General features: G+C 39.5%; 14 protein-coding genes. All 14 read right to left on the bottom strand.

Annotated elements, in window-relative coordinates:
• Positions 1 to 114 precede the first annotated feature (114 nt).
• The 14 genes from FD724_RS10235 to FD724_RS10170 all read right to left on the bottom strand — a co-directional run bounded on the left by FD724_RS10235 (position 115) and on the right by FD724_RS10170 (position 23,620).
• A complete protein-coding gene (locus FD724_RS10235) occupies positions 115 to 1,488 on the bottom strand; it encodes an MFS transporter (protein WP_218651515.1) in 1,374 nt (457 codons plus the stop codon).
• Positions 1,489 to 1,744: 256 nt separating this feature from the next.
• Positions 1,745 to 6,388, bottom strand: coding sequence for a non-ribosomal peptide synthetase (locus FD724_RS10230; RefSeq protein WP_179072540.1), 4,644 nt, complete (start codon positions 6,386 to 6,388; stop codon positions 1,745 to 1,747).
• Between the two features lie 109 nt (positions 6,389 to 6,497).
• On the bottom strand, positions 6,498 to 7,946 hold the full coding sequence (locus FD724_RS10225) for an MBOAT family protein (RefSeq protein ID WP_179072539.1): 1,449 nt from the start codon (positions 7,944 to 7,946) through the stop codon (positions 6,498 to 6,500).
• Positions 7,947 to 8,078: 132 nt separating this feature from the next.
• Entirely contained in the window at positions 8,079 to 9,215 is a 1,137-nt protein-coding gene (locus FD724_RS10220; RefSeq protein WP_179072538.1) for a hypothetical protein, read from the bottom strand.
• Positions 9,216 to 9,224: 9 nt separating this feature from the next.
• Positions 9,225 to 9,719 (bottom strand): GtrA family protein, encoded by a 495-nt coding sequence (locus tag FD724_RS10215; RefSeq protein WP_179072537.1) that lies wholly within the window; start codon positions 9,717 to 9,719, stop codon positions 9,225 to 9,227.
• Between the two features lie 54 nt (positions 9,720 to 9,773).
• A complete protein-coding gene (locus tag FD724_RS10210; protein WP_179072536.1) occupies positions 9,774 to 11,417 on the bottom strand; it encodes a glycosyltransferase family 39 protein in 1,644 nt (547 codons plus the stop codon).
• A gap of 23 nt (positions 11,418 to 11,440) precedes the next feature.
• Complete coding sequence (locus FD724_RS10205; protein WP_179072535.1) at positions 11,441 to 12,370, bottom strand: isopenicillin N synthase family oxygenase; 930 nt, start codon at positions 12,368 to 12,370, stop codon at positions 11,441 to 11,443.
• A gap of 20 nt (positions 12,371 to 12,390) precedes the next feature.
• Positions 12,391 to 14,190, bottom strand: a complete 1,800-nt coding sequence (locus FD724_RS10200; protein ID WP_179072534.1) for an ABC transporter substrate-binding protein — start codon at positions 14,188 to 14,190, stop codon at positions 12,391 to 12,393.
• A gap of 19 nt (positions 14,191 to 14,209) precedes the next feature.
• Positions 14,210 to 15,379, bottom strand: a complete 1,170-nt coding sequence (locus FD724_RS10195; protein WP_179075465.1) for an aldo/keto reductase — start codon at positions 15,377 to 15,379, stop codon at positions 14,210 to 14,212.
• A 29-nt stretch (positions 15,380 to 15,408) separates the two neighbouring features.
• Complete coding sequence (locus FD724_RS10190; RefSeq protein WP_179072533.1) at positions 15,409 to 16,425, bottom strand: fatty acid desaturase; 1,017 nt, start codon at positions 16,423 to 16,425, stop codon at positions 15,409 to 15,411.
• A gap of 52 nt (positions 16,426 to 16,477) precedes the next feature.
• Positions 16,478 to 21,415, bottom strand: coding sequence for a non-ribosomal peptide synthetase (locus FD724_RS10185; RefSeq protein ID WP_179072532.1), 4,938 nt, complete (start codon positions 21,413 to 21,415; stop codon positions 16,478 to 16,480).
• Positions 21,416 to 21,508: 93 nt separating this feature from the next.
• A complete protein-coding gene (locus FD724_RS10180) occupies positions 21,509 to 22,303 on the bottom strand; it encodes an SDR family oxidoreductase (RefSeq protein ID WP_179072531.1) in 795 nt (264 codons plus the stop codon).
• Positions 22,304 to 22,315: 12 nt separating this feature from the next.
• Positions 22,316 to 23,014, bottom strand: coding sequence for a cupin domain-containing protein (locus FD724_RS10175; RefSeq protein WP_179072530.1), 699 nt, complete (start codon positions 23,012 to 23,014; stop codon positions 22,316 to 22,318).
• 9 nt (positions 23,015 to 23,023) lie between these two features.
• Complete coding sequence (locus FD724_RS10170) at positions 23,024 to 23,620, bottom strand: LysR family transcriptional regulator (protein ID WP_147262558.1); 597 nt, start codon at positions 23,618 to 23,620, stop codon at positions 23,024 to 23,026.
• Positions 23,621 to 23,726 lie beyond the last annotated feature (106 nt).

The following is a 23,726-nucleotide window of genomic DNA, read 5'->3' as shown; positions in this document are numbered from 1 at the left end:
ATTTATAGACTAAGTTAACAATTACCAATTTTCAAAAATCGAAAATTCCGAAAATAAAATAATAATTGCAAATTAGTAGAGTTTTTAATCAACCACCACTATGCAACGCCAAATTTAGGATATCAAAGAAACTGTGTCATTCTTACTAGAAGCTGTATCAGCAGCCATTGCAACTGCATTACTAACATTAGGCAGTTCATCTTCCACAAACCGTAAGCGAGGGTACAAGTAGGCAATAGAGGTTTCTAAAATGGTCAAGACTCCCATAATCATCAGTAGAAGTCCCATCCCACGACCTGACCCAACACCGATGATTTGTCCGATGCTTCCTGCTAAAAAACCGTTAGTAGCCATTAAGGGTTCAAAAACTTTCTCGGCTAAAGGCCCAATCGTGATGTAGCCTAAAGGGAAAGCGGCTGCTTCAATCGCTCCTTTGATCGCAAAAACTCTACCTTGCACACTAGGTTCTACTTTATTTTGCATGACAGACTGCGTGGAACTGGAAACGATCGGTTGTGTTAGGAAAAATAAGAAGATACCAACAGTGAAAATGACAAGAGAGGGTTGCAAACCGGCGACGAAAATAAATACGCCACTCAAAAGCATACACCCGTATATGGCATATATGTTGCGTTCTAGCCCTCCCCAGATGCTGACAAGCAAGCCACCTGCTACAATAGCAATGCCAAATAGCGAAAGAATAGTTCCCAAAAAGCTGACTGAAACGAAATTTAAGACTAGCGGGATAGTGATGACATTAATACCTCCCACAATATAAAAGCTGGAAGCTGAGAATAATACTAGTCCCAGCAGTCCTGGTCGAGCGATCAAATATGTCAATCCGTAAGTTGCTTCACTTAGGAATGAACTTTTTACAGTTGCAACAGCACTTGTGTTGACTTCCGGGAACCGAACCAGCATCAGGGAAACAACAGCAATAAATATAGCCGTTACGTGAAACAAAATAATCCCTTGCAAATGCACAATGGTTAGTAAAACGCCTCCGAGAGTTGGTGCAATGATTAGGGAAATACCAAACATCAGACTCATTAGCCCATTGGCACGATTAAGGTGCTGTTTCGGCACTAGTAAGACTGTTGATGCTGTATAAGCAGGTGTGTGAAAAGCCATGAAAACAGCAGTGAAGGTATTGGCTAGGTAAATGTGCCAGACTTCTAACCGACCGATGACAAATAAAACGCCGATCGCGATCGTTCCCAAACACGCCAAGACATCAGCGATAATCATTGTCTTTCGGCGATCCCACTTATCTACCAGAGGCCCAGCGATCGGGGAAATTAAGATTAGCGGGAGAGTATTGAACAGAGAAACTAAAGCAAATTGGGTAACTGAACCGGTGCGATCGTAAACCCAGATATCTAAGGCAAAGGCAGTGGTACTCGAACCAATTAAGGCGATCAACTGTCCTACCCAAACAATGAGAAAGAGTCGCATTTCCCGCAAAACAGTCAGTCTTGTTTTTTCCATAATCTGTACATCTGACATATAAGTTAAGTACCTAAACAGAATTAATTACACCTATTCTTGTTCTGTTGCCCCTGCTCCCTGCTCTTAGAGGATGTTTGAAAAGTTCTATTGCCGGTATCAAAAGTTTTAGATCCCCCTAAATCCCCCTTTTTAAGGGGGACTTTGATTCCGGTTCCCCCCTTTTTAAGGGCTAGGGGGGATCTAAAAGTGCCTAAAGTCACAGCGAAACACTTTTCAAACAACCTCTTATATGTACCTACATTGCACGGCATTGAGAATTATGGCGCTGAAATAGTAAGGAAAGGTCAGTCAGACGACATTCTGGATTAGTAATTAGCAACTCAAGCAACACTAGAAACTGAGTTACCGCACGACTAATAGTAGAAGCATCAAACAAATCGATTTTGTAGCACCATTTCCCTTCAATACTTCCTAATGTTGTTTGTTGAAGATAAATATCCCAATCAAACTCTGCTGTTTTACTTTCAATTGACCAGGGATGAACAGTCAAATTTGTCAGTTTTAAATCTGATGGTGGCAAGAAGTTAAACATCACTTGATATAGCAAAGAATGGCTTGGTTCTCGTTTTGGCTGTAGTGCTTCTACTAACTTCACGAAGGGAATTTGTTGTCGATCGGAGGCTGCTAAAAAAGATCCACGCACCTGATACAGCAACTCGCTCAAACTTGGATCACCTCCCAAATGTGTACGTATTGGTAATGTGTTGATGAAGCATCCAATAAGCCCTTTAGTTTCCAATTGCTGGCGATTGGCAAAGGGAGTGCCCACAATAATATCTGACTGCCCGGTGTAATAAAATAGCACTATTTTAAAGGCTGTTAACAGAGTCACGAATAGAGTTACATTGTGCTGTTGGCTCAGATGTTTAAGAGCATTTGTTAGGCTCTTAGGGATGATGAAAGTTTGACTTGCACCCTCAAAAGTTCGTACTGGTAAACGCGGACGGTCAGTAGGTAACTGTAGTAAAAGTTTGCTATTGCCTAGTTGCTGCTTCCAGTAGTTAAGGTCAGACACAAAAGCAGGACGAGCAACCCACTGCTGTTGCCAATGGGCAAAGTCAGCATATTGGATGGGTAAATCAGGAAGCGGTGAGGACTGACCATGACAAAATGCTGCGTATAATTTTGTTAGCTCCTGTAAAAACACACCCACAGACCAACCATCACAAACCAGATGATGGATAGTTATTATTAGTAAATGCTCGGCATCAGAGAGCCGCAGTAGCTTGATGCGTAACAAAGGTTCTTGTTCTAGATCGAAAGGCTGGTTTTTTTCCTCAGTGATAAATTTTTGAGCCAGAGCTTTTCGCTCAGTTTTAGATTCAGAAAGTTTTCGCAAATCTACTACCGAAAATGGCAATATGGGCTGTTGAGCAATTTTCTGAATCACTTGCCGATCTGCGATCGCAAAAGTAGTTCGCAAAGCTTCGTGACGACGGACAATTTCCACGAGGCTTTGTGCTAAAGCAGTGACGTTGAGTAAACCCGTCAAGCGATAAGCCAGTGGAATATTATAGACGGGAATACCCGGATGCAATTGAGCTAATATCCAAAACTCAAGCTGAGTCAAAGAAATTGGCAACTCTTTTGTATTTCGAGGTACTGGTTTAAGAGATGGGGTCAAGTCATTTTTACAAGAGGGCAGAGGGGGATGAGAAAGAATGATTATTTCTCCCCTGCTCCCCCGCTCCCCTGCTCCCCTACTCCCCTGCTCCCCTGCCTCTTTTTGGCGGTATTCTGAAATTTGCCGATTTAGCTCGACTACTGTCGGGTAATCAAACAGACAGCTTATAGGTAACTCTACTTTGAAAGTTTCTCGCAACCGAGCAATGACTTGCATTGCTGATAGGGAATGCCCTCCTAATGCAAAGAAGTTGTCGTGGATACCAACTTTTTCTAGCCCTAAAACATCGCTCCAGATTCCTGTCAAAACCTCTTCAGTTGCAGTACGGGGTGGAATCAAGTCTGTAGAGATGTTCCGTGTTTCCCGACTCAAAGGTGCTGGTAAAGCGCGGCGCTCTATTTTACCACTGGGGGTTAGAGGTAGAGCATCCAGCAACTTTACAAAAGCAGAAGGTAGCATATATTCGGGTAACTTTTGTTTGAGGTAACAAAGCAGTTCGCTGGTGTCTAAGTGTTGTTTGGGGACAATGTAGGCGACTAGACGCTTGTTTCCTGGTTCATCTTCTCTGGCGATAACTACTGCTTCTTTTACCTGGGGGTGTGCGGCGAGTACGGTTTCAATTTCTCCCAGTTCAATGCGAAAACCCCGCACCTTCACTTGATTGTCAATTCGACCGAGAAATTCGATGTTGCCATCAGATAAATATCGAGCGCGATCGCCTGTCTTATACAAACGATTCCCATCCTTCACAATGAATTTCTCAGCCGTCAATTCCGGGGAATTAATATAACTTCTAGCGATCGCAACACCGCCGATATATAGTTCTCCAGGAACTCCAATTGGTAATGGTTGCAGATGGCGGTCAAGGATGTAGATTTGCGTATTTGCGATCGCCCGACCAATAGGCGGAAGTGGCGACCAACTGCTTGCCACATCTTTTAAGGTAAAACTTGTTACCACATGGCTCTCCGTCGGCCCATACTGATTTTGGAGCGTACAACCAGAAAGCTCTTTAAAAAAGTTGACTAAAACAGGGGTAATATGTAACTGTTCTCCTGCTGTCATAATCTGACGCAAAGATGCAGGATAGGATTGAGTAATAGAGGCAGCATGGGCTAATTGCTGAAGGGCGACAAAGGGCAAAAATAGTCTTTCTACCTTTTCTTGGGCAATTAAATGTAATAATGCAAACCCATCCTTCTGTATTTTTTCGGTGATTAAAACTAAGGTTCCACCGTTACACCAAGTAGAAAAGATTTCTTGAAAAGAGACATCGAAGCTGATAGAAGCAAATTGCAAAGTTTTGGCACAACTTAAAGCACTTTCGTCCATTTGCCAATATAAAAGGTTCACCAGAGAACTGTGATTCATGGCTACACCTTTGGGTTTGCCGGTTGAGCCAGAAGTATACATGACATAAGCCAAGTTCTCTGGTATCACTCCACTAACAGGATTTTCCTGACTGTTTTGGCAGAAATCCGATGTATCTAAGCAAACTACTGTTAATGGTTGCTCAGATAAAGTAATTGATGAATCTGTCAGCAACACCGACACTTGAGAATCACTCAACATATAAGTTAAGCGTTCTTGGGGCGATCGCGGATCTAAAGGTACGTAAGCACCACCAGCTTTGAGGATTGCCAAAAGTCCTACTACCATCGATAAAGAACGCTCTACGCAAATCCCTACCCGCACTTCTGGTTTTACCCCAAGTTTTTGTAGATGGTGCGCTAACTTGTTAGCCTGACAATTTAACTGCTGGTAAGTCAGGTGTTGGGATTGAAACGAAACTGCTACTGCATCCGGTGTCCGTTCCACCTGTTCTTCAAACAACTGAGCGATACATTTATTGGGATAATCTGTTTGGGTGTCATTCCACTCGACTAATTGGTACTGTTCAGCAGCAGTTAGCATGGGTATCTCTCCTACTGTCTGCTCGACATTTGTAACCATACCCTCTAACAAAGTTACAAGATGTCCCATCATCCGGTTAATTGTTTCGTTATCAAAGCGGCTACCATCATAAAGAATGCGTAGGGATAACTCTTGTCCTGGTACAGCTATGACTGTGAGCGGATAATTGGTTTGTTCAATGACTCGTCGTTTGGTAATCTGGATGGTGCTACCTAGATTTGATAAAGACGGATCTTGTGGATAGTTCTCAAACACCACGATGCTTTCAAACAAAGGTAATTCTTGGGGAATTTCACTAAGAGCTTGAATTTCTACTAATGGAAACCAAGAATATTGCGATCGCTCTACCTGTTGAGCCTGCAATTTCCTAAGCCATTGCCATAAAGGAGTTGCTGTTGAAACTTTCACCCTGACTGGTAAAGTATTAATGAATAGTCCCACCATAGATTCCACCCCCGATAAAGTGGGAGGACGGCCGGACACAGTTGCTCCAAATACTACCTCAGACTCATCAGTGTAGCGACTGAGTAAAAGTGCCCAAGCTGCTTGCACGAAAGTCGAAAGTGTCAGATGATACTGCTGTGCCTGGGATTGTAAAGCAGCAGTTATAGTTGCCGATAAACAGCACTGCTGCTCGTAGTAAGTTTTTGACTGGGGAAAATGTTGCGCCTCATCCCGATTTAGTTGTAAACGGGTAGGGTTAGTAAAACCTTGAAGTTGTTGCCGCCAAAATATTTCTGCTGCTCTTAAATCTTGTTGCTGTAACCAATTGATGTAATCTCGGTAAGGACGGGGAGTATTTAAATATAAATATTTGCCTTTAAGTAAGGCATTGTAGAATGCAAAAACTTCTTTGCAGAGAATTGGCCAACTCCAACCATCAATCAGCAGGTGATGAAAGCTCCAGACAAATTCGTAAATATCATCAGCGATTTGAATTAAGCTAAATCGCATAAGTGGAGCTTTGTCAAGAACGAAGCCTTGAACTCGATCTGCTTGTAAGAAAGCTTTTAAACGCTCTTCTTGTTCTGCTAAAGATAAGGAGCACCAATCATAGTTCTGCCAAGGCAACTCCACTTGTTTACATACTACCTGGAGAGGCTTTTCTTGTTTTTCCCAAACCACAAGGGTACGCAGAACTGGGTGACGCTTCATTACTTGCACACAGGCCTGCTGAAGCACTGTAATATCTAGATTTCCAGAGAGCGTTAGACAGAACTGCTCAAGATACACCCCTGATTCTGGCTCATACAAAGTATGAAAAAGCATACCCTGCTGCATAGGAGAAAGAGGATAAATAGATTCAATATTTTTATTTTTAATTATTTGCAGCTTGATCATAATTCGTAATTAATAAACTACCTATCTTCTCTCTTCCTCTGTGTTCTCTGTGCCTCTGTGGTTCGTTAAAAATTAACTACTCTTTTGACAGTAAAAGAATAATCAAACACTAAAACTGAAAGTAGACAAAAGGTTGAGGATTGATTGCTGTCAGCCGAAATATTGCTGAAACTAAAACCCCAAAGCAAACAGCAAAAATCCAACTAGGAATTTTACGCCACCAATCGGAAAACCAACCTTTATAAGTCGCCCAATGGAGTATAATTAAAGGTACAAAAATCCATGCAACTTGGAGATTTAGGTTTTGAGAGCCAAGAGAATTCAAGAATAAAAAGGATTTTTCTATTTGTATGGCACTGCTGAGATCGTTACTCCGAAAGAAGATGGCAGACGCACAAAACCAATACATTGTTAAGGGAATACCTAGCATCTTTCTCAGTGTTAGCAATCCCTTATAGGGAGCGATCCGAGATAACCATTGCTTGTGAACAACTAAAGCGAATCCATTTAATCCACCCCAAACTACAAAGTGCCAAGCAGCTCCATGCCAGAGTCCTGACAGAAGCATCAAAATGAGAAGATTTTTATACCCAAATAGTTCTGTTCGTTCAGCTTTTGGTCGCTTTCTCATTAGAGGAATATAAACATAATCTCGCAACCAACTGTAGAGGGTAATGTGCCAACGTTGCCACAAATCAGTGATATTGCCGGAAAGGTAGGGAAAATTAAAGTTCAGAGGTAGTTTGTATCCAAGTAACCCTGCTGAAGCGATCGCCATATCTGAATAGCCAGAAAAGTCGCAGTATACCTGGATGACGAAAGAAATAACAGCAATCCAACAACTCAAGAAAGTATAATTTTCTGGATTCGTGAAATACTGTTCTACTAAAGGCGAAAGATTATCCGAAATGCAGGCTTTCTTGAAATACCCTACGAAAAAAAGTATTAAACATCCGCGAAAATCAACCTCGCTTAAGTTTTTTGGGGTTAGTAGTTGAGGTAAAAAGGTAGATGCACGGACAATTGGCCCTGCAACCAGTTGAGGAAAAAAAGTTACAAATAGAGAAAAATCCCAAAAATTCCGAACAGGTTTGAGTTTACCTAGATAGACATCAAGGGAGTAACTTAAAGTTTGAAAAGTATAAAAACTAATGCCTGCTGGCAGAATAATTTTGAGGGTTTGCAGGTTTATAGGTAAACCCAAAAAAGCTAATAAGTTTGCAGCAGACTCAGTGAAGAAATTATAGTACTTAAAAAACCCTAATATTCCTAGATTTGCTACTAAACTAAGTATTAACCATGCTTGGCGTTGCTGCTGATTTTGTGGCTTATTCAGCAAGGCATCCAAATTCCAAAAACTTGTATTTTTTTTCTTCTCGACTATATTATCGGTTGTTAGGATTGCCGGCTCTGATATGGCGCTCTGCAAATCATTAACCTGTGGTCTAGACAGCATTAGACCGACAAAGTAATCAATAACTGTCGATAGCAAGAGCAAAGAAAGGAAGCGCCAATCCCAAGCACTATAGAATATATAACTACAGACTAGCAGCCACATTTTTCGATGATTGTGTTTCTCCAAAGCCCAATAAATGCAGAAAACAATCAAGAAGAAAAATACAAATCTAAATTCTGTGAATACCATATTTATTTATATTTAATTAGTGATTAGGTAATAGTGACTGGGTATTCAAAGTTTACCACTGATAAGTTTTTCTCCAGAATTATTCAAATACTGGGAAAATTGTGATGCCAGTAAAAGTGTGAATTCTTCAGCGCCTTGATAATTTAGATGTGCGCTATCAATTCTGCGATCTAGTTCATATAGATTAGTAAAATCATTGGGATTATTAAAAGTAAATAAAGTATCGATATCTCCTGATTTATATGCTCTGTAAATAGCGGATGGGTTGGAATCGGCTTCTAGAATTGGAGGAATAAAAAATATAGCTTCCATTTTCTTGTTGTTAATTTGCTGTTGTTCAATCCGGGCAGCAATATTTTTCATCATTTTCGCTCCATATATTGTGGATGGCTCGTTAAACGCATTTTCTGAATTTAAATTTGCTAATTTTGTTTGTTCATTTTTGAGATTCTTTTGATAAGTATCCAAACCATTTGCTCTAAATATAGTCTTCCACTTCTCAGCTTTTTCTTGCCAATCTATTGCGTAATATCCCGATTCTTGTATGAGCCTATCCTCAGATACTTTTGCTAATGGATCTGAATTTGATAGATCCAAATTTAATATTGCTTCCTGCCAGAAAGTAGAAAGCTGACCAATTCCTAGCCATCGGTAAATAAAGCTTTGAAAGTTAGCATATATATATGGAACTTTGACTTTCCAACTATCGATTGATGATTCCAGAATTAATTGGAAATTTTCTAACGTTTTACGAGGAGTATGCCAATATATCTCTTGAGCGGAAGTAGAGCCAATGTTTGTAAATAAGTCAACTGAACAGTCTAGAAATATCCACTTTAAGTTTGCTGGTTCTAACTCCAGAATTTTTTGTAAGTAAAAATCCACTTCTGATACGTTTGCACCTGCTATACCAAAGTTGAAAGATTTTACACTCTTCCCCTCTGTCGTCAGGTATTCATCAAACAATTTCGGGATCACGCCAAAATAAGTAGTACTTGGCCCCAGAAAAATAGCATCATAATCATCCTTGTGTTCAGTCAAGTATTGCCATTTAACACTGATTTCTCCAAGATTTTGGATAGTCTTGTAATAGGGTAAAATTACATTCAATAATCCTGAAGAAAAAATTATAGTAATTATAAAAATTAAACTATAACCAAACATAACTAGTGGTCTTAACATGATTTTTTCTTAAATATCTACAACTACATCTACTTCTGTCTTTGTTAATTGCCAGTTCATCTTCAGGTTGAGCCAGAAATTCCAAAGTGTTACACAAGCGATCGCTACCAATTTAGCTATGTATTCATTCACTTGGAATTGATAAAATAGCCAATTTACAATTAGACTATTGAAAATAAGCCCAACCAAACAAATGAGATTAAACTTGACGAAACGTTGTAACTTTTGACTAATTTTTTGTTGGAGAGACACATCACCAAACGTCCATAAATCATTCCACATAAAATTATTAATAATTGCTATTTCTGTGGAAAGCATTGCACTCATAGTTAACGCCAAACATAATGAGCTATGTAAAAAATAGAATGCCCCCAAGTCTACAAATACTCCACTCAAACCAACTACAGCAAAGCGAATAAACCGACTAAAAAGCGCCGAATGAAGATAAAAGTAGATTTTATCTATCAGAAAAATAATATTAAAATATTCAAGATATTGCTTCATTCAGTTTCTACTCTATTAATGTTTTTTATTTGAGACTGCTACAATAAGTAATCTTCACGTTTTCTGATTTTTGTCGAGTTGCCAAAATCCTTCAAGTGGGTAGACTAATTTAAGTGAGTTAGTTTTATCCTGCTGAAGTTGATGGGCTAAACTATTTTCAAGGTCGTCAACAAAGAAGATAGATTTATAGTTTTGAGGCATTATTGGTAACTGGTCATTTTGTATGGTAAGTAAGCGAACTTTTGGCTCTAAATTATGACTTAAGGTGAGAATAACTCCCAAGTTATAATCATTTTTGCTACTTATCAATAAAATATTATTATTAGATTGATTAATAAGTTGACTCATTGCTAGCAAATTCTTAGCACCTATTTGTGGCCACCAAGTTTCAGACTGAAAAAATCTGACATCAGAAACTAGCCCAAAGATGAGTAACCCTACCACAATGACTTTCCAAAAGTTTTTCTGCCAGTTCTTCGCCAATAAAAGATGGAAAGCTAAAATATACACTACAGCAATTTGGATGCTGAGGTATAACGGTAACTGATAGCGAAAATGAATAGAGCGAATTCCCCCAAAAATTAGATCGTAGAAAAGCAATGTTAACCCTGGAAATCCCCCTAATAAAGCAATAAATAAACTAGCGTTCGTTGAGAGATATTTTATAAAAAAAATGATTATGTAAATAATTAAAAATAAGCTCGCTATTATCGTAGGAATACTATAAGCTAAAGGGCTTTCCGCAGGTAAATTATTGACCCAAGCATCATCAGAAGCCAAATTAAAATCAAAAAATATTCTACTAATCCGACTGAGCCAAATCCCAATTAGGTCGAAATGACTATCTGTTTTAAATGCGATCCATGACAAGAGATTTGTTGCTTTATGAATCTGGGTAATGATTACCATTAGCCAAGGTAAAAACATCAAGGAAGCTACTATGGAACTCAGTAAATAATTACGCAGAGTTTTGTTGAAGCGAAACTCTTGCTTAATAACCACATATATGACATGAGCGATCGCAACCATTGCCGTTAATAAATGGGTGTAGAATCCCAAGGCTAGGGTGAGAGCATACACAGCCCAACTCAAGGAACTTTCCTGGCGAATAGCTCGCAATAAAGCAGCACTTGATACTAGAATTGTCACCATCCATAAACCGTATTCTCGTGCATCTTGGGCAAAGAAAATCTGTAAGGGAGAAATCCCCATTACGGCCATTCCCACCCACCCAACTAGTGAAGACTCAAACAACTCTAAACACAGCCAATACACACTAGGAAATACCAACAGACTAATTACTGCTGATAAACTCCTAACTCCCGTCGGAAAATCCCCAAAGACTTGCGCCCATAATCTCACCATTACATAATACAAAGGTGGATGTTGTGGGTCTGAAGTTATTAAGTAGCGAACTGTATCAGCCACAGTTCGATCTGGGTTAATGTGTTGATATTTGTCTAAAGTAATAACAGGAATTACGCCTCCATCATTGCTCCAATTGCTAAAAACCTCTTGTTTAACCTCAGCTAGCGTATGACCAGATATTGCCAGTGATGTCGCAAATTCGTCATACCAATATACTTTTTGCCCCAAATGGGTAAAGCGAAAGAAAATACCTAACCCCATCAGGCTAATTACCAAAATTTTTAACCATGTTGGAGGTTTTGACTTTGCTAGCAATTGTAATTTGTCCATTTATTATCTCTAATCCGTGGCTATCATTTGGGTTGCTTGAAATATTCATGGGCAAGAATTGGTGGATACTTAGGCACTTCATCTATATCTAAGCAAGTCTGAATGGAGTTAATTGAAGTATCGTAATTGGGTCCTGTAAAAAAGGCACATGAGTATCTTTGTTTAGCACTGTGAGATTGAGTTGGAACTACAACTCGATGTCGTGTGGCACAAAACTTATCGTTCGTCCATCGCTGCATTAAATCTGCAACCAATACGATAATTGCATCAGGAATGAAGGGCGCTAAAACCCATTCTCCAGAATTTGTATATACTTCTAATCCTTCTGAATCTTGAAATAAAAATGTGAGAGTACCTATGTCGGTATGTTCTGCCAGATAAACTTTTCCAAGTTCTGGAGGCTGATATATAGATGGGTAATGATGCCAAACTATACCGTGATTTTGCTCTGAATATAAATTTGTAAAGTAGTCTTCTGGTAATTTTAGGGAAATAGCCAAAGCTTGGAATACTTTTAGAGCGCTTTCGTGACAAGCCGTGAAAAACTCCATCATCATTTCACGAAAGTTAGTCTTATGAGGCCATTTATTCGGTTCAAAAAAAGGATCTTCGATAATACCAACTTCATCTAGAGAAATTTCTTTACCAAAATGAAAGCCTTCAGTCATTAGTTCATTGGCGTTGTGATTATCTTCACTCTTTTTAAAATTATGATATCCGCGAAGATTACGATCTGGAAAGAAAGATACTTGTTCTTTTTCATTCTCCGGTAGTGCAAAAAAGCACTCGGCTTGTGAAAAGACTTGAGTAATTAGAGTCTTAGAAATACCATAATTTTTGAGGTAGAAACATCCGACCTCATGAATAGCAAGAGAAATTTGTGTAGCGACAGCTTCTTTTGCAACTGTGTCACCATTAATAAAAGGATTGAAGTCAATGATAGGAATTTGCATACAAACGATATCCTCTTTAGCTAATCTTCAGTCAGTTTCAGGTCGTAGGAGTTCCAAAATGTTCCTATGAGGGCAGAGTGTTGAATACCCTGGATACGATTTCGTACTGCCACCATTGATAAAGGGTTAACTAGATAAATAAATGGCAGATACTCCTGAGTAATTTGTTGGGTTTCTGCATAGATAGCTTTACGCTTTGCTTCATCCACCTCAGAGGCTGCTTGAATGTATAAATCACCTATTTTCTGTTCCCAATCTGCTACCTGTCGCCCCGTTATCGGCGTTTGTCCTGCTTGGGATTTTTGATTAAAAAAGTGCCAACCAGTTTCAGGCAACCAAACATTAGCCCAATCATTCGGTTCTTGACCGACAGCAACTTCAAGCACTTGACACTCCCAATCGAAAGTTTGAGTTAGTTTGTTGATAAAAATACTAGTAGCTACAGGATTGAAATCAACAGTTATGCCAACATCACTCAAATTTTGTTTGATGAGTACTCCCATTGCCTGCAATATATTATTGTTAGCATTCGTCATGAGGCTAAAGCGGACAAGATTTCCTTGCTCGTCTAATAACTGACCTTGGTTGTTGTATTTAAAACCTGCTTTGAGCAGTAATTCTTTCGCTTTTTGAAGATTGTATTCATAGACCTTTAAACCTGCTTGGACGGGTAAATAATACTTGCTCTGTACAGCAATCGGTGAATTTTGCAGTTGACCCAATCCCTTATAGATATTGTTAAGTATTTGTTGGCGATTAATTACATAGGCAATTGCTTGTCTAAATTCCACTGTATTAAACCAACGAGACTTGATGGGATCGACCAGTGGTTGACCATTCCTACTACCTTTGTTGAGATTAAAAGTAATAGCAGTTGACCCTATAAAAAGACCGCCATTATAGATAGTAAACTTTCCTTTGCCTTCTTCATGTTTTAATAATGAAAAATAATTGGTATTAACGCTGACGTAATCCAATCCTCCAGAACGGAATTGGATTAAAGAAGTATCTTGACTAGGAATAATTTCCCCAATCACACGCTCGATATAAGGTTGCGAATTGCCTTGAGCATCTTTACGCCAGTAATAAGGATTTTTTCGGAAAATTATTCGCTGGCTGGGAGTATAAGATTCTATTGTATAAGGGCCGTTAACAATAATATTTTTTGGTGGAGTATCAATCCCCCAAGTAGACATAAATTTAGGTCTGCCTTCCTGGTCTTTTATTTTGACGCTTTCTCGGAAAATATGGGCTGGTAAAATTTCCAGTTTTGTAGCCCGGATAAATGGCGCAAATGGTTCAGGTAATCTAAATTCAACTCGCAAATCATCAAGTTTCCGAACAGTAGGAAAGGTACGATTTTTGCCAATTATGAAGAAGTCTTTAGCATAAGTAGGAATGGCTGAATTATTATAAATTTCATTGTAGGTAAAAACCACATCTTCAGCAGTTAGTGGCTTTCCATCTGACCATTTTAGGCCTTTTCTGAGGGTGTAAATTACTTGTTTTTTATCTGGAGAAGTTTGCCAAGATTCAGCAAGACTAGGTTCAATTTCTCCTCGTCCATTTTCTTTAACTAGCCCCTCATAAGTATAGTTTAAAGTATAAGCTGATTCTACGATTAAAGCTGGATTAAAAGTTGTGGGTTCAATTGGGAAGGAGACAATAACTTGAGATATTGCTGTTGCTTGATTTTTTAAGTTAATTTGATTAGAAATAATTATTGCGATCGCAGTTATTAAAGCCAGCAAAATTACTAGCCAACGATGACGAATTAAAGTATATTTTTTATTATTTTTTAAAAACTTATAATATGACATCGTGAAACTACTCCGCAATTTATTCTTGACCAGGTTGAGATAACAACCTATGGGCATCTTCTAATAAAGCTGGTATTTTGTCAGCATAGGGACTATGACGCAGACAATCGCCCAGATCGAATTGTCTAACTCGTTCTGCTGTCACGCCAGGAAACCAAGGATCGGCATTATTTAAGTGGTTGTAGCGCCTTGTGGCATATTCCCACATATCAAAAGCGATCGCTAAATTTCGCAACCATAAAATAACTGGAATATTAATCTCGCCAGGGGTTTCTGGATATCTGGGTAAACCTATATGCCAGTTACAGTACCAGTCTTTGCCTAATGTGGCGATCGCTGCTTTTTCCAAACGGTTTAAAATTGGTGGTAAAATTTCATCTGCTCGATCTAAAAGTTCTATAACCTTCAAGTGTTCGTCAAAATCTGATGGTCTAGATGCGCCCAAGCTGAGAGTATGTACTTGAGGATGGCTCAAACAAAAGAGATCGTTAAACATCATCGGACTCAGTGGATAGCACAAGTCCAATAACTTTTGTGGAGGCTTATAGAGCATACCACCTTTGTCTGATGGGCTAATGATAAACACCCCCATGTCGTGACGTGTGGCGGCTTCAATAGCAGGCCAATTAAATTGATTAATGTAGTACCAATGGAGATTTACATAATCAAATTGATTGGTTTCAATGGTTTTGATAATTAAGTCTGTTGGCGCGTGGGTAGAAAAACCAATAAACTTTACCTTACCCTGAGATTGCAATTGTCGCGCTACATCAAAACAACCATTGGGACGAATACTATCTTCAAATTGTTGGTCATAATTAATGCCATGCAGTGTTAATAAATCAACGTAATCTAGCTTTAACAAAGCCAAAGATTGCTCAAACAAACGGCGGAAGTCTCCAGAGTTAGATGTAGGAGCAACCTTAGTTTGCACAATAATTTTTTCTCTAGGCAATTTAGGTAAAATCGCTCCTAATTGCATCTCAGAAGTCCCATACATTCGGGCAGTTTCGATGTGATTGATGCCGACTTCTAAAGAACGGCGAATAGTAGCTTCTAGATTCCGTTGATTTTCATCGGGAATTTTATCTTGAGTAAGTTCTTCAGATTCAGTATATATGTAGCGCATTCCGCCGCAAGAAAACACTGGCATTGGTAATTCTGTACGCCCAAATCTACGATATTGCATCATAAATGTGTTTTGATAAGAGCGATTCATTAATGACTTTTTGCCGAAATCAAACCCAGCATTACTTTGAGATGAAACATCAAGTATGATTTTTCCAGATATTGCAGGTGAGGTTGAATTAACTCATGTATCTTGGAGTAGTTACACGGTGGCATACTTGGGTAGATATGATGCTCTACATGGTAATTATTATTCCAGTAATAAAACCTAATTATCGGGTTAGAAATCATTGTTCGTGTATCATTCCATAGGTTGTGGTTTAAGTCAGACTCACAGCCATAGTGATCTGTAATGCTGAAAATAAACCCGAATGGAGAAGCAAACGTTATTAATGGTATCCAGTAACCAAAGAATAAAGTCCGAGGAAAAATTACGGTTAATCCTGCCATTAATAAAACCCAACCCAATAGTAGCCAATTATTTTGTAAGACAAATTGGCGTTGTTCTGGTGTTTTAAAATAGCTCAAATAAAAGCTAGTTGGTAAGACTGATTCCTCTTCAGTATGTGTTTTCAAAGATTCTAAATATAAATCTTTGGTAACAACCCACCAATTCTTGCATACGGCAAGAGGATAAAAATATGTCAAGGCCAGGAGATAGGTCTTAATATTAGGAAAGGTTTGCCATGCTGAGGTATCTCCTACGATTTTACCTTTAATTTTTGCTTCTCTATGATGTCCAATATGAATATATTTGTGAAATGAAAAGTTCATCAATAATACTAATGATAAGAAAGTCCCCATGAATCGGTTAGTATTTTTTGACTTATACAAACTATAGTGAGAGCAATAATGTATTGCCGCAAAAAAACAGACAAATAAAAATCCTTGAACAAACCAGACTAATAACCACACTGCCCAGTTATTCAACCAAAACCCAATAGCTGATACGATGAAATATGTACTAATGACAACGAATGTTTGAACAATCGGTCTAAATGTAGGAATTTCATGCAATATACGAAGTTCTTCGTTAGATATTTGAGTAACTTCACTAATACTAGGCCTGGCATTCTCAATTATTTGATGATTTTTTGTAATTTCCATGTTGTTCATCTCTACGTTGACAATAACAATTGAAAAACCAGATATCAACCTATTAACTGTTTAATTGGTCTTGGATGGCTGCTGCTAGCTGAAATACAGTAGGTTTTTCAAACAGGTAGATCAACGGCAGTTCTACTGGGAAAGCTGACTGTAGTTTGCATATAACTTCAAGAGTTTGAGCAGAATGCCCTCCCAGTTCAAAAAAGTTGTCTTGAGTGCTAATTTGCTCTATCCCTAAAATTTCTTTCCAGATAGTTAACACAACTTCTTCGATAGAATTTTGAGGTGTAACAAAATCCCTCGATATTGGGGAGATAATAGTTTTAGCGGGCGACGTTGGAGGTTCAGATATTAAGATAAGTTCAGCCAGACGTTGGTTATAATTGGTCGTTATTTTTTCCAGCAAAGTTTGGAAATTATCAACCATCTTGGTAATAGTGGCAGCTTCAAATAAATCGATTCTGTATACAAGCAAACCTTCAATACCTGTTGATGTCTCTTCGAGTGTTAATTCTAAATCAAACTCTGCGGTATCTTTTGTATCTCTAGCAATAAACTGCTCCTTCAAAGTGAGATTTGCAAATTGTAAGTTATCCTCTGGAGTATTTTGAAAGACAAACATTACTTGATTTATTAATGTGTAACTAGGATCTCTGACTGGCTGGAGTTCTTCTATTAGCTTAATCAGGGGCATTTCTTGATGAGCGTAAACACCCAAGGCTACCTCACGTACTCGGCCAAGTAGTTCCCGAAAGCTGGGATTTCCTTCTAAGTTGGTACAAAATGGCAGTAAATTGACAAAGAAACCAATCAGTCCTTCAGTTTCCACTCTGGTGCGATTGGCAAGGGCGCTACTAACAATGATCTCTTCCTGTCTTGTATAAGAGAAGAGTAATGTTTGGAATGCTGCCAACAAGGTCATAAATAGGGTTACGCCTTCCTGTTGACTCAGTACCTTCAGCGCATCGGTTAATTTCTGGGAGAGAATTATCGGTTGGCCTGCGCTTTTAAAGGTTCGCGCTGGTGGACGGAGATGATCAGTTGGTAGCTTCAATATTGGCGGATTAGTGCCTAAATGCTTTTTCCAAAACTGAAGCTGAGACTCTAAGACTTGTCCTTGTAACCACTGCCTCTGCCATTGAGCAAAGTCGGTATATTTGATCGGTAACTCAGTCAGAGGTGACGGCTTACCCTCACAAAAGGCTTCGTAAACTTTTGCCAGTTCTTGAGTTAGAACACTAAAAGACCAACCATCAGCAACAATATGATGGGTGACGGCCACGAATAGATACTCTTGTTCATCCAAAAGCCAAAGCTTGCTGCGTAATAAAGGGCCTCGTGCCAAATCGAAAGGATGCTTAATTTCCTGTTCAGCCTGTTGTGTGGCTTGAGCTTCGCGCTCAGTTTCGGGGAGGTGCTGGAGATCAATTACTGAAAAGTCAAAGATAGGCTCATTAATAACAGCATAGACAACTTGTCCATTTTTAACCTGAAAAGTCGATCGCAATGTCTCATGTCGGTGGACAATTTCTCTTAAACTCTCCTCTAATGCTTTTTGGTTAAGCGCACCTGTGATGCGATAGACCAAAGGCAGGTTATAGATGGAATTGCCTGGATAAAATTGGTCAAAAAACCACAACTCTAGCTGGGTTAAAGAAATTGGTATTGGTTCGTTTTGGGGGGGGAATCGTTTTAGAGATAACTCCTGATGATCTGGTGCTTTAGCTGTGGCGATTTTTTGGGCTAAAGGTGCGATCGCTGGAGATTCAAATAAACTTAACAGTGGTAATTCTATCCCAAATGCTTTACGTGTTAAAGCAATAACCTGAGTTGCTAGTAAAGAATGTCCCCCCAAATCAAAGAAGTTATCATAAATGCCAACTTGTTCTAACCCTAAAACATCTCTCCAAATCCCAGCCAAAATTTCTTCGGTGGGAGTACGCGGTTCAACAAAAGTTTGGCCTAATTCCGGTCGGTTGGTTGTCGGTTCTGGTAGAGCGCGACGGTTTACCTTACCATTGGGTGTTAAGGGGAACGATTCCATTTCTATAAAAGCCGATGGAATCATATAGTCTGGTAACTGATTGGTAAGGAAAGTCCGCAGTTGTTCGACTGTGATTGTCTCTCCCGGAATTGGAACAAAGTAAGCGACTAAATATTTTTCCCTAGCACTTTCCCCATGCACTTTAGCTACAGCTTGGTTAATTTGAGGATGTTTGCTCAGAACGGCTTCAACTTCTCCCAGTTCAACGCGAAAGCCCCGAATTTTTACTAAATCGTCTATCCGTCCCAAAAACTCGATATTCCCATCGGGTAGATATTGGGCTAAGTCGCCAGTTTTATAGAGGCGGGGATTGGGGACTGGGGACTGGGGATTGGGGATTGGGGACTGGGGACTGGCGAGAATTTCTGCTCCTCTGCTCCCCTGCCCCCCTGCCCCCCTGCCTCTTCCAAAGGGATTGGGTAGAAATTTTTGATTAGTCAAATCTGCACGGTTGAGGTAGCCACGAGCCAAACCATCACCACTCACGTAGAGTTCCCCAGGAACGCCAATTGGCACAGGTTGGAGATTACTGTCTAACAGATAAACTTGCACGTTGACAGCAGCTTTACCAATGGGTGGATAAATCGGCCATTCATCTGGCTTTTGGCTAAAAGTATAAGCTGTAACTAAGTCTGCTTCCGTGGGGCCATAAAAATTGTAGAGTGTACAATTTTCCAGACGCTTAAACAGCTTAATCATCGGCTGAGTAATTTGGAGTTGTTCGCCACAAGCGATCGCTTCCCTAATATTCTGAAATAAATGTTCTTGCTCTCCGTATATTTCCGCTAATTGCTGCCAAAGGCTAACTGGCAGAAAAACTTTACCAACGGGGTTGTTAGCAAGCAAGTGGATTAATTTATCTAAATCTTTGCGATCGCATTCAGGAATGATATACAGCGTCCCTCCGAAGCCCCACGCCACGGATATTTCGTGATAGCTGACATCAAAACTAAGGGAGGCAAACTGAAGCACACCAATACCTGTAGCCATTTTTGCCTGATGGTGTTCTACTAAATTGATGAGCGATCGCTGGGTAACAAGAGTGCCTTTAGGAGTGCCAGTAGAGCCAGAAGTATATATTATGTAAGCTAAATTATCAGCTGCTACTTCAACTTGCAGATTACTCTCAGATTCTTTGCTGATTTCGTCCCCATCTTCATCCAACACAATTAGACGATGAGCAAAGTTACCATCAAGTAATGACTTCCAACATGTTTGAGTTAAAATGACTGGTGCTTGAGAATCGTTGAGCATGAAGGCTAAACGCTCTGGTGGATAGGTAGGATCGAGGGGAACGCAAACTCCCCCAGCCTTAAGAGTTCCTAAGATAGCGATCGCAGCTGCTAGCGATCGCTCCACACAAATACCCACTGGAACATCTGGTTTCACGCCGAAGCGTTGCAAGTAGTGGGCAATTTTATTGGCTTGCTGATTTAACTCCTCATAAGTCAATTGTTGGTTTTCATATACCACCGCCAAAGCTTGGGGTGTTTTTTTGACTTGCTCCTCAAATAATTGATGGATGCAACGATTGATGGGATGCGCTGGTGAGGTAGCATTCCACTCGACTAAAAGTAAATCTTGCTCTGCTGGAGTTAGTAGCGGTAACTCGCCTGCGGTGCGATGAGGATTGATGGTAATTCCCTTCAACAGAGTGAGGAAATGACCAGCCATGCGATCAATAATGTCTGCATCAAAGCGTTGGCGATCGTAGTAAATTTTTACGGTCATTTCCTCGCCAGGAATTGCCAGCAGTGTGAGAGGATAATTGGTTTGTCCCCTGTCTTGTAGCTCCCCGATGCTCAAGTTTCCAGGGAGTTGCTGCAACGTTACATTTACAGGATAATTTTCAAATACAACGAGGCTTTCAAACAAAAGTTGAGTGCGAGGAACTTCACTTACGCCTTGAATATCTACCAGTGGGGTGTATGAATACTGCTCCCGTTCTATATATTCTTGTTGCAACAACCCCAGCCAGCTTAACAAATCAGTTGTGTCAGAAATTTTTACTCGTGCCGGCAGAGTATTAATGAACAACCCCACCATCGATTCCACACCAGATAAACTAGCAGGGCGGCCAGATACAGTAGTGCCAAAAACTACGTCAGACTCACCACTGTAGCGACTTAGTAACAGCCCCCAAGCTGCTTGTACCAAGGTGGCAAGCGTCAGATGATGTTGTTGAGCAAAAGATTTTAAGGTAGTTGTCCTCTCGGCTGATAGATGTTGCGATCGCACCTCAATATTTTGCTGTTGGTGAGAACTCTGTCCGATTGTTCGCTCAACCATCAAAGGTGTAGGTGCAGTAAAACCCTCAAGATTTTGTTGCCAGAACGCCTTTGCCCCAGCCAAATCTTGCTTTTGCAACCAATTAATATAATCCCGGAAAGGGCGACTTGGAGCTAAATATAACTGTTGCCCATTCTGAATTGATTCATATAAAGCAAACAATTCTTTGAAAATAATCGGCCAACTCCAGCCATCAACCAGTAAGTGATGAAAGCTCCAGACAAACTCATAAGTTTCATCGGCTACCCGGATTAAAGCAAAGCGCATTAATGGAGCTTTGTCAAGTTCAAAACCTTGTTTTCTATCTGAATCTAAGAAAGAATTGAGAAGTATTTCTTGCTCTTGTTTAGAAAACATCCGCCAGTCTAAATTAGACCAAGGCAAATTCACTTCTTTACGCACCACCTGAACAGATTGTTTGCGATTCTTCCAAACAAAAAGAGTTCGCAAAGCCGAATGTCGCTCTACCAGAATTTGCCAAGATCGTTCAAATACATTTGGATCTAAATTGCCATGAATAGTTAATTTAAACTGCTCAAAATAGATTGTCGATTCCGGCTCATAGAGAGTATGAAATAGCATACCCTCCTGCGTAGGTGAAAGAGGATAAATAGATTCAATATCTTTATTTTTACTTTGTTTTTGTGCAACTACCATTGTTTTTTAAAAATAATATTAATTACGTGATTTATCTCTCTTTCTTCTCTCTGTGTCCTCTGCGCCTCTGCGGTTCGTTTAAAAAAGTAATTGTTAAAAAGCAGAAGTTGACAATCCGCCATCAACTGGAATAGTAACACCCGTAATATAACTAGCACATTCTGACGCTAGAAAAGCAACCAAATTAGCAACCTCACTAGAAACACCGCGACGACCAAGAGGAATCATCTTATTCGTTCCTTCGATGATGGAATCAACAGTCCGACCTTCCTCTTGGGCGAATACTTCTAAATATTCTCTATGCCTTGGAGTATCAATCAAACCAGGATTAACACAGGTAACTAAAACATTCCACTTAGCAACTTGCGTAGCAACAGTTTTAGTAAAATTGATTAATCCAGCATTTGCCACACCCGATTTAACAAGACGACTAGAAGGTTCTTTCCCTGATGTCCCAACAATATTAATAATGCGTCCCCATTGCTGATTTTTCATTGTCGGTAGCACCAAATTCGTCATGCGAATATAGCCCATTAGCTTACCTTCAAAGACAGACAACCAATCTTCATCAGATAGATTTTCTACAGCTTCATTAGAAAAGGTCGCCCCCTCAGAATTATTGACTAATATATCAAGTTTTCCAAATTGGCTGAGAGCTTCTTGGACTAAATTTTTAGAATCAGTTGCATTTTGCACATCAGCACAAATCGGGATAACTTTTGCTTGAGAACCAATCAAACCTTGATAAGCTTGTTCTAATCGCTCAGAATTTCTCCCACAAATTATTAACTGACAACCTTCTGCTGCCAGCTTTTGGGCAACGCTATAACCTATACCAGCACTTGCTCCTGTCACTAAAGCTACTTTCTGTGTTAAGCCTAAATCCATGATAAATATCCTTTATGAAGTAGTTAGCGATCGCACTACATCTGTCTTTAAAAAAGCATCTTTAAAAGAGAAATTAGAGCGAGGTTTAATCAAAATTTCAATCACAGATACTGTTTCATCAGAAGGATTATGTCCTCCATAAAGAGCGTTGGCAGGAGCATAATAAACACTACCATATTTTAAATTCTGCTGTTGTTCTTCTACTGCGATCGTCAATCGAGCGTTAAGAACTATTCCCATTGTTTCATTACCAAATTGGCGAATTGGGATTATTCCTTTTGGAGGAATTTTGGTGATGACAATCTCAAACCAAGAACCAACAACAGACTGACACTCAAAACCTGTAATTTCATCTTGAGTTGGTGAAACTTTCAGAATAGCCTCCTCAGCTTCCTCAGAATTTGTGATGCGTTTCACATCAAACGCTAATGCTGTTTCTGAAAAAGGGTTTTTAGAACCATGAAGAACATTAGAACCAGCTACATAAACTTGCCCAAAGGGTTCGAGAATTTCTTTTGTCCCGTTGAGGTTAAATTCCAAACGTCCCGCAATTTGCATTCCAATTTGACTTTCGGGATGTCGATGTAATTCAAAAGTAGCTCCTGGGGGAATAGAAGCTAATTGCACAACTGTGTCTTGACATTGAAATGCGATTAACTCTACATCAGAATTAATTTTGATGGTTTTTGGCTGGGGAAAATATTTAGACATAACTTTTTGCTAATTTAATTTTTTCTGAAAAATCGACCAACTCATACGGATGTTTCCATAGATTGAAATAAATTCTAAATCGTAGGCTTTCACGGCATTCTCATTAGTAATAGCAAAATCGGCTAAACCCTGCATTACCTGCATCGCTGAATCGCTGGTAGAAGGAGACAAATCCACTTGTATTTGTGTTTGATCTTGAGAGTCTGGCAAGAGTTTTGTTAACAGAGGTAGAGGAGCCGGATGGGTAACAATTCTAGAACCATTGAAAACTACCTCTTTATTTTTTTTCTTAGCCAATCCATAAACTGGAGTAGGAAATATAAAAATGAAGCCTAAATCAAAACTTGGCTCCATGTAAAACTCATTAATTCGGTCGTAAGCATGAGGCACTAAAGCCATATCTACTTTGTCTTGTAGTAAAGCTTCTTTGACATCTATAAAAGTATCAAATAACTGAGTTGATACAGTAAATTGTTCTGAGAGCAGATGGTTAGTTATATGCTTGGCAGCGTAGTCACTACTAGTAGCATTAGGCCCCAAAGTACCTATGACTAAATTTTTTGAAGGAGGGATACGAGGTTGAAATTCAATCTGAAATTCCAGCATAGTTTTTCCTGAGTAATCATCATGATATTTTTTGGTAGCGAGTCATTGGCAATTTGGTTATAGATAACCTCCAGGAATTTAGTTTATTTGCAGAAAACCTTGTTAA

This window comes from Nostoc sp. C057 (assembly GCF_013393925.1).
Classification (GTDB): domain Bacteria; phylum Cyanobacteriota; class Cyanobacteriia; order Cyanobacteriales; family Nostocaceae; genus Nostoc; species Nostoc muscorum_A.
The sequence above is the reverse complement of the archived record's forward strand: the minus strand, read 5'-3'. Positions and strand labels throughout refer to the sequence as shown.